The sequence below is a fragment of the Streptomyces sp. NPDC056948 genome, assembly GCF_042674225.1.
GTDB lineage: Bacteria > Actinomycetota > Actinomycetes > Streptomycetales > Streptomycetaceae > Streptomyces > Streptomyces purpurascens.
Genome location: NZ_JBHUQX010000453.1, coordinates 1 through 7,023 on the forward strand (window position 1 = coordinate 1; position 7,023 = coordinate 7,023).

Sequence of the window (7,023 nt, forward strand, 5' to 3'; positions counted from 1 at the left end):
GGACGATACTGGGATTGAACCAGTGACCTCTTCCGTGTCAGGGAAGCGCTCTCCCGCTGAGCTAATCGTCCTCGGGACCATGACCACTCGGTGCAGCGGATCATGGGCACTGCGTGCGCGATACTGGGATTGAACCAGTGACCTCTTCCGTGTCAGGGAAGCGCTCTCCCGCTGAGCTAATCGCGCGGGTACGGATCTTCGAGCAGATCCAGTGGACGATACTGGGATTGAACCAGTGACCTCTTCCGTGTCAGGGAAGCGCTCTCCCGCTGAGCTAATCGTCCTTGGAGGTGGAGACGGGATTTGAACCCGTGTAGACGGCTTTGCAGGCCGTTGCCTCGCCTCTCGGCCACTCCACCAGGAGTGCAGGGGGCCCGGAAGCCCCCTGTTCCTGCGAGCGGACGACCAGGTTCGAACTGGCGACCTCAACCTTGGCAAGGTTGCGCTCTACCAACTGAGCTACGTCCGCTTGTCGTTTCCGGTCCGCTCTCGCGGCCCGGCGACGTGTTGAACTCTAGCGGATTCCGGGGCCAGCACAAAAACGCGTTTGTGCAGCGTGCTGCGCTTCCCCTGCTCAGGGATGCCGCGGAGCCTCCGGAAGGGACATCCTCCGGTCACCCCCTGGACACCGCCATAGACTCGAGTGTGTGTCCGAGCTCCTTCCTCTGGTCCGCTTCGGCGACCGCGTCGCCACCGGGCTCCTCGACGTCACCGACGATCCCGAAGCCCTGGAATCCAGCGGTTTCTGGGCCGTCTGCGCCGACTTCGAGGGCCGTCTGACCTGCGCCCGCTTCAGTGAGGTGCGGGAGCGGCCGGTGCCCGCCCCCGTGCCCGGCGCATGGCACGCACCGGCGGCGGACGACTGGACGTCCTCGCTCGACCACGCCGCGTACACGGCAGCCGTTCGGCGGATCCGCGAGCACATCGCGGCCGGCGAGGTCTACCAGGCGAATCTGTGCCGGGTGCTGTCCGCGCCCGTCGCGCCCGGCGCCGACGTGGACGCCCTCACCGCGCTGCTGGCCCGCGGTAACCCGGCGCCGTATGCAGGAACGATCCGCTTGCCCGGTCACGGTGTGGAGATCGCCACCGCGTCACCCGAACTGTTCCTGCGGCGCGACGGACGGGTCGTCGAGTCCGGACCCATCAAGGGCACCGGCCGCACCGAGGCGGACCTGCTGGAGAAGGACTACGCCGAGAACGTGATGATCGTGGACCTGGTCCGCAACGACATCGGGCGGGTCTGTGCCACGGGCAGTGTGACGGTGCCCGATCTGTGTGCCGTCGAGAAGCATCCGGGGCTGGTCCATCTCGTGTCGACCGTCCGCGGTGAGCTGGGGGAGGGGGCCGGCTGGGCCGAGCTGCTCGGCGCGGCCTTTCCCCCCGGATCGGTCACCGGCGCGCCCAAGTCGAGCGCCCTGCGGATCATCGACGCGCTGGAGACGGCGCCCAGAGGGCCGTATTGCGGAGGGATCGGCTGGGTGGACGCCGACCGGCAGGCCGGTGAGCTGGCCGTCGGGATTCGTACGTTCTGGATCGACCGGGCCGACGGCGTGTTGCGCTTCGGCACCGGTGCCGGCATCACCTGGGGCTCGGATCCCGAGGGGGAGTGGCGGGAGACCGAGCTGAAGGCCGCCCGGCTGCTCGCGATAGCGTCGGGAGGGTATGAGGTGAATGGAGAGGACTTGACGTGAAGATCTGGCTCGACGGCAGGCTGCAGGACAGCGAGTCCGCCCGCGTCTCCGTCTTCGATCATGGACTGACCGTGGGCGACGGCATCTTCGAGACGGTGAAGGCCGTGCACGGCCGGCCGTTCGCGCTCACCCGGCACATCGACCGGCTGACCCGGTCGGCGCGCGGCCTCGGCCTGCCCGACCCGGACCACGACGAGGTGCGCCGCGCCTGTGCCGCCGTACTCGAGGCCAACCCCGCGCCGCTCGGGCGCCTCCGGATCACCTACACCGGCGGCCACGGCCCGCTCGGGTCCGACCGCGGCGAGCGCGGCCCGACCCTCGTCGTCGCCCTCGGCGCGACCCACCGGCGCCCCGACTCCACCGCCGTGATCACGGTCCCCTGGACCCGCAACGAGCGCGGCGCGCTCACCGGCCTGAAGACCACCTCGTACGCCGAGAACGTCGTGGCCCTCGCCCGCGCCCGCGAACGGGGCGCGTCCGAGGCCCTGTTCGGCAACACGGTGGGACAGCTCTGCGAGGGCACCGGGTCCAACGTCTTCGTCGTCCTCGACGGCGAGATCCACACTCCGCCGCTCGCCTCGGGCTGCCTCGCGGGCATCACGCGCGCCTATGCGATCGCATGGACCGGTGCCCGGGAGACCGATCTGCCGCTGGACGTGCTGGAGCGGGCCGACGAGGTCTTCCTGACGTCCACGCTGCGGGACGTGCAGGCCGTGCACCGTGTCGACGACCGTGAGCTGCCGGGCGCGCCGGGCCCGGTGACCGCCAAGGCCATGCGGATCTTCGACGAGCGTTCCGGGCACGACCTCGATCCCTGACAGCCCTCGCATATTCGGCTGCCCCGGGGCCTTGTTGCGGGTAGAACACCCCTGATGACCACGACCCTGCGGCCGACCGAGCCGCTTCAGCAGAACGCCGACGGGACGCGCTCACGCCGCTTCCAGGTGTGTGTGAACAGCCGTCCCGTAGGGGCGATACACCTCGGCACGCATCCCGTGTTCGGCGACGCGGTGGCCCGGATCATGAAAGTGCGCATCGAGGAACCGGACCGCAGACGAGGCCGGGGCACGGTGGCCGCGCTCGCCGCCGAGGAGGTGGCGCGCGGCTGGGGGTGCCGTCGCATCGAGGCGACGGTGCCCGCCGACGCCGAGCCGGCGTTCCGGCTCGCCACCGCGCTCGGCTACGTCGTGCGCAACCGCGTCATGGAGAAGCCGCTCGGCGACACCCCGCCGGAACTGCCGCGGGGCAGCCGGGCCCGGCCCATGACCGAGGCGGAGTTCGGCCCCTGGCTGGAGAAGGGCAAGGAGGACTACGCGCGGAGCTGGATCGAGCGGGGCGTGCCGGAGGCCGAGGCCCGGGCCAAGTCGGAGCGGGACCACGCCGCCCTGCTGCCCGGCGGCCTCGCCACCCCCGGCATGCCCATCAGCGTCGTGGAACACCAGGGGACACCGGTGGGCACGCTGTGGCTCGGGGTGCGCAAGGACAACGCCTTCGTCTTCGACGTCGAGACCGGGGCCGCCCACCGGGGGAAGGGGCACGGCCGCACCCTCATGCTGGTGGCCGAAGCCCAGACGATCGCCGAGGGCAGACGGACCATCGGCCTCAACGTCTTCGCCGGCAACACCCCGGCCGAACGGCTCTACGCGTCACTCGGCTACGAGAATCAGCAGTACGCCATGTACAAGCCGCTGGTGTAGGGGCCCCGCAGGGGCCGGGTCAGCCCTGCTCCTGCCCGGCCAGCAGCCGGTCCGCGATCTCCTCGATCCGCTCGAGCAGCCCCTCCTGGCTCTTGCCGCCGTCGAGCCGCTCGCCGTCGATGACGTAGGTCGGGGTGCCGGTCACGCCGATCGCCTTGCCCTCGGCCTGGTCGGCGTCCACGATCAGGATGTGCCGGCCGTCGATCAGCGCGGAGTCGAACTCCTCGGCGTCCAGGTCCAGTTCGCGGGCCACCTCGACCAGGAAGGGTTCTCCCTTACGGGCCAGCTCCTCCACCCGCCCCAGCAGGGCCTCGGCGTACGGCCATCCCCGGCCCTGCTCCCATGCCTCCTCCGCGGCCTGGGCGGCGGCGAAGGCGTGCTTGTTCTTCTCCAGGGGGAAGTGCCGCAGCCGCAGCTCCAGACGATCGCCGTAGCGGGCGCGCAGCGATCGGAGGTCGTCCAGCGCGGTGCGGCAGTCCGGGCACTGGAGGTCGCACCAGATCTCGAGGACGGGGGCGGCGGACGGGGCAGGGGAGGAGTCGCTCATGCCGACAGTCTTCCAGCCCGTAGACCTGCACCGGCACCTGCGGAGGAGGCGACCCGGAGATCTCCCTGATGTGGGGGCGAGGCATGGCCCGCCGGGGTGCGGCGGGTGCAGGATGGAAGGGACGAAGTGCACCTGCCCGACCGCGCCACGCCTGGAGGACCGGATGATTGCCGAGACCGTCTGCTCCGCCGTGTCCGCGGCAGGCCTGGGCATTGCGGCCATCACGGCGTACCGCAAGCGTTTCCTGGCCGCGGCCCGTATCGCGGCGTACTCGCTCGTGCCGATCGGCCTGGTGATGACGGGAGTCGTCGAATGGCTGGCCGACACCGCGTTCAGCCCGACCGCCTGGGCGGGCTTCGGTGTGCTGGGCCTCGCGTGGGCGCTGTTCGCGACCACCCGCGTCGTGGAGCGCCGCCGCGGCGGCACCCGTAAGGAGCGCAGGGCGGCCCGTGCGGCGGACCGGCCCGAGGCGGTGGCCCCGGCGGCCTCGGCGCCCTCCCTGGGGCAGGGCGGGCAGAGCTCCCGCCCGGCCACCCGGCCCGCGGCGGCGTCCCGGGGTGAGGACGACTTCAGCGATATCGAGGCCATCCTCAAGAAGCACGGCATATGACGGCCGGCCGCGCGCCGGACTGAATCGTCACAGTGGGTCCTGGGGCGCGCGGAAGTGATCACAACCTGGCCCGGACCTCACGGAATCAGCGCACTCCCGCACGGAACGAGGGTGCTGATCGCGCCTGGGCGGGCGACTGCGTCATCATCGCCGCGAGATGCTGGACACGACGAGACAGAGCGACCCCGCGCCGCCGCAGGACGAGCCACGTGGTTGTCTCTTCGCCCTTTCCCAGCCACCGCTGATGATCTTTCTTGCGGTGATCGGGTGTCTGCTGCTCATGGCCTCGTTGCATGATCTGCTGTGGCTGTGAGCCGTACCCGCGGTACCCGGCGTCACCCGCCGGGGCCGCGTCGGCATCGACGGGCTTCTGGAGTCCCTCGAATCTCGGCGACGGCTGTCAGCCGGCCGCCTCCTTGCGGCGCGCCCGGTACGCGGCCACGTGCAGGCGGTTACCGCAGGTGCGGCTGTCGCAGTACCGCCGGGAGCGGTTGCGGGAGAGATCCACGAAGGCGCGGCGGCAGTCGGGCGCCTCGCACCGCCGCAGCCGCTCCTGCTCCCCGGCGACCACGAAGAAGGCCAGTGCCATCCCGCAGTCGGCCGCCAGGTGGTCGGCGACGGAGGCACCCGGTGCGAAGTAGTGCACATGCCAGTCGTAGCCGTCGTGGTCCGTGAGCCGGGGTGTGGTGCCGGCGGCCGCGACCAGCTCGTTGATCAGGCCGGCGGCGGCCCTTGCGTCGGGGGCGGCGAAGACGGAGGCGAACCGCCCGCGGATCTTCCGCACCGCGGAGAGGTCGAACTCCGAGAGCACTCCGACGTCGCTGATCTCGTGGTTGCCCACGAAGTCCGTCAGCGTCGTCACGTCCGGCAGCCCGTCCGCCGCCGTCTCGTCCTCCGGTGCGGTGTTCACCAGATCGACCACGGTGTCGAGGGCACACCGGGTGTCGTGGGTGATCAGCACGATTCGCTCCCTGGCCTGGGGGTCGGGCAGGCGCCCGCCGATGCTGGCCGATGGTAATGGCTCCGCATCCACTGGACCGCCCACATGCCCGCACATGGCTTCGAATAGAACGCCGTCGGGCCCGCCATGGTTCCCGCCTACCGACAGTGACGACGGCCGTTCCCGTGACCGCCCGCCGGCGCACATGAACCGGCGCCGACTCCGCGTGATCCGCGGTGCCGGCGCCGGTGTATCCCGTATGCGGTTGTCCAAGCCCGAGCCGTCTCCCCGAGTCGACGGCGCCGGGCGGCTTTGTGAGGGCCTCGCCCTAGCTTTCCGCCAGGATGTGCGAGAGCTCCTGATCGAGGTCGAAGTGCCGGTGCTCCGTGCCGGGCGGCACGGCGGCGTCGGTCCGCTTCAGGAAGGACTCCAGGGCCCGTGCCGGGGCCTCGAGCAGGGCCTCGCCCTCCGGTGAGCTCAGGGCGATGCACACGACGCCCTGGCCGTGACTGCGCGACGGCCAGACGCGGACGTCGCCGGTGCCGGTAGGGCGGTGAAGTCCCTCGGCGAGGAGGTCGCGGGCGAACACCCACTCGACGGTTTCCTCGGCTCCGGTGTGGAAGGTGGCGTGCACGGCGTAGGGGTCGGCCGTGTCGTACCGCAGGCCTGCGGGGACAGGCAGGGAGGACTCGCTCGACACAACGAGGCGCAGGTGCAGCTCGCAGCTGACCGTGGTGTTCATAAGCGCCAGGGCCTTTCGCTCAGTGTGCGCTCGGGGATTCGCACGTCGGCGAAATCGACATGCCACCTACGGTGCCGTTGTAAACCCCTCTGAGTGTTTTGCGTGCCTTTACGTAACTCTTCCGGCCGAGAGATCGTTCGCGCCGTGCGTCCATTCCGGTGACTGGTTTCGCTCGGGTAGTGTTTGGCCGTATGAATACGGGGAGTAACGAGCCGGGCGAGGTGGCCGTGGCATCGGACGAGACGGGGACGGACGAGGTGCGCAGCGAGCAAGAGCAGGGGCTCGGCTCGCGGGCGCCGGAATTCATCAAAGCGCGCCGAGCGCTGCACGTGAGCTGGCAGGTCGGGGTTTTCGTCATCGGGCTCGCGGTCGTGGTGGCCGGCATCATCATGCTGCCCCTGCCCGGGCCGGGCTGGGTCGTGATCTTCGGCGGCATGGCGATCTGGGCGACCGAGTTCGTGTGGGCCCAGCTCGTGCTCCGCTGGACCAAGCGGAAGGTCACCGAGGCGGCGCAGCGCGCCCTCGACCCCAGGGTGCGGCGCCGGAACATCATCCTGACGACCATCGGGCTGGTGATCGTGGCCGTACTGGTCGGTTTCTACGTGTGGAAGTTCGGCATAGTCATGCCGTGGAAGATCAAGGACCAGTGAGCCGCGAGGGGGTGCCGGAGCCGACCCCGTGCTGGTCACAGGCACCCCCTGACATGGGGTAATGTTCTTCCTGCATCCGGGCGATTAGCTCAGTGGGAGAGCGCTTCGTTCACACCGAAGAGGTCACTGGTTCGAACCCAGTATCG

General features: G+C 70.2%; 9 protein-coding genes and 5 tRNA genes. 6 read left to right on the forward strand and 8 right to left on the reverse strand.

What is annotated here, in order from left to right; genetic code table 11:
- From ACFTZL_RS37900 to ACFTZL_RS37920, 5 genes are all read right to left on the reverse strand, one after another.
- Window positions 1-71: transfer RNA gene (locus tag ACFTZL_RS37900), tRNA-Val, on the reverse strand.
- 43 nt (window positions 72-114) lie between these two features.
- Window positions 115-186, reverse strand: a tRNA-Val gene (locus ACFTZL_RS37905).
- 26 nt (window positions 187-212) lie between these two features.
- Window positions 213-284, reverse strand: a tRNA-Val gene (locus ACFTZL_RS37910).
- 1 nt (window position 285) lies between these two features.
- Window positions 286-359: transfer RNA gene (locus ACFTZL_RS37915), tRNA-Cys, on the reverse strand.
- Between the two features lie 37 nt (window positions 360-396).
- A tRNA-Gly gene (locus ACFTZL_RS37920) sits at window positions 397-469 on the reverse strand.
- A 178-nt stretch (window positions 470-647) separates the two neighbouring features.
- Between ACFTZL_RS37920 and ACFTZL_RS37925 the strand changes: the two genes are divergently transcribed.
- The 3 genes from ACFTZL_RS37925 to ACFTZL_RS37935 are packed head-to-tail and all read left to right on the forward strand — an operon-like array spanning window position 648 to window position 3,388.
- Window positions 648-1,691 (forward strand): chorismate-binding protein, encoded by a 1,044-nt coding sequence (locus ACFTZL_RS37925; RefSeq protein WP_382592875.1) that lies wholly within the window; start codon window positions 648-650, stop codon window positions 1,689-1,691.
- On the forward strand, window positions 1,688-2,509 hold the full coding sequence (locus tag ACFTZL_RS37930; RefSeq protein ID WP_382592878.1) for an aminotransferase class IV: 822 nt from the start codon (window positions 1,688-1,690) through the stop codon (window positions 2,507-2,509). Before ACFTZL_RS37925 ends, ACFTZL_RS37930 begins: the two co-directional genes overlap by 4 nt.
- A gap of 54 nt (window positions 2,510-2,563) precedes the next feature.
- A complete protein-coding gene (locus ACFTZL_RS37935) occupies window positions 2,564-3,388 on the forward strand; it encodes a GNAT family N-acetyltransferase (protein WP_382592881.1) in 825 nt (274 codons plus the stop codon).
- A 19-nt stretch (window positions 3,389-3,407) separates the two neighbouring features.
- On the opposite strand, the gene ACFTZL_RS37940 is transcribed toward ACFTZL_RS37935, so the two are convergent.
- A complete protein-coding gene (locus ACFTZL_RS37940; RefSeq protein ID WP_382592885.1) occupies window positions 3,408-3,935 on the reverse strand; it encodes a DsbA family protein in 528 nt (175 codons plus the stop codon).
- Window positions 3,936-4,098: 163 nt separating this feature from the next.
- On the opposite strand from ACFTZL_RS37940, the gene ACFTZL_RS37945 reads away from it, so the two are divergent.
- Window positions 4,099-4,545 (forward strand): hypothetical protein, encoded by a 447-nt coding sequence (locus tag ACFTZL_RS37945; RefSeq protein WP_382592888.1) that lies wholly within the window; start codon window positions 4,099-4,101, stop codon window positions 4,543-4,545.
- Between the two features lie 157 nt (window positions 4,546-4,702).
- Window positions 4,703-4,858 carry a hypothetical protein gene (locus tag ACFTZL_RS37950; protein WP_382497674.1) on the forward strand — a complete coding sequence of 52 codons (156 nt, stop codon included), beginning with the start codon at window positions 4,703-4,705 and terminating at the stop codon, window positions 4,856-4,858.
- Between the two features lie 87 nt (window positions 4,859-4,945).
- Here ACFTZL_RS37950 and ACFTZL_RS37955 read toward each other — a convergent pair whose 3' ends face one another.
- Both ACFTZL_RS37955 and ACFTZL_RS37960 read right to left on the reverse strand, forming a co-directional pair.
- On the reverse strand, window positions 4,946-5,506 hold the full coding sequence (locus ACFTZL_RS37955) for a CGNR zinc finger domain-containing protein (protein WP_382592891.1): 561 nt from the start codon (window positions 5,504-5,506) through the stop codon (window positions 4,946-4,948).
- A 307-nt stretch (window positions 5,507-5,813) separates the two neighbouring features.
- Window positions 5,814-6,227, reverse strand: coding sequence for an SsgA family sporulation/cell division regulator (locus ACFTZL_RS37960; protein WP_004002642.1), 414 nt, complete (start codon window positions 6,225-6,227; stop codon window positions 5,814-5,816).
- A 191-nt stretch (window positions 6,228-6,418) separates the two neighbouring features.
- On the opposite strand from ACFTZL_RS37960, the gene ACFTZL_RS37965 reads away from it, so the two are divergent.
- A complete protein-coding gene (locus tag ACFTZL_RS37965) occupies window positions 6,419-6,877 on the forward strand; it encodes a TIGR02611 family protein (RefSeq protein WP_382592894.1) in 459 nt (152 codons plus the stop codon).
- Window positions 6,878-7,023 lie beyond the last annotated feature (146 nt).

What these genes read in the sequence shown, in the direction of transcription:
- ACFTZL_RS37965 (WP_382592894.1), top strand. Translation starts at nt 6,419, where the DNA reads ATGAATACGGGGAGTAACGAGCCGGGCGAGGTGGCCGTGGCATCGGAC.
- ACFTZL_RS37960 (WP_004002642.1), bottom strand. Translation starts at nt 6,227, where the DNA reads ATGAACACCACGGTCAGCTGCGAGCTGCACCTGCGCCTCGTTGTGTCG.
- ACFTZL_RS37950 (WP_382497674.1), top strand. Translation starts at nt 4,703, where the DNA reads ATGCTGGACACGACGAGACAGAGCGACCCCGCGCCGCCGCAGGACGAG.
- ACFTZL_RS37940 (WP_382592885.1), bottom strand. Translation starts at nt 3,935, where the DNA reads ATGAGCGACTCCTCCCCTGCCCCGTCCGCCGCCCCCGTCCTCGAGATC.
- ACFTZL_RS37935 (WP_382592881.1), top strand. Translation starts at nt 2,564, where the DNA reads ATGACCACGACCCTGCGGCCGACCGAGCCGCTTCAGCAGAACGCCGAC.
- ACFTZL_RS37945 (WP_382592888.1), top strand. Translation starts at nt 4,099, where the DNA reads ATGATTGCCGAGACCGTCTGCTCCGCCGTGTCCGCGGCAGGCCTGGGC.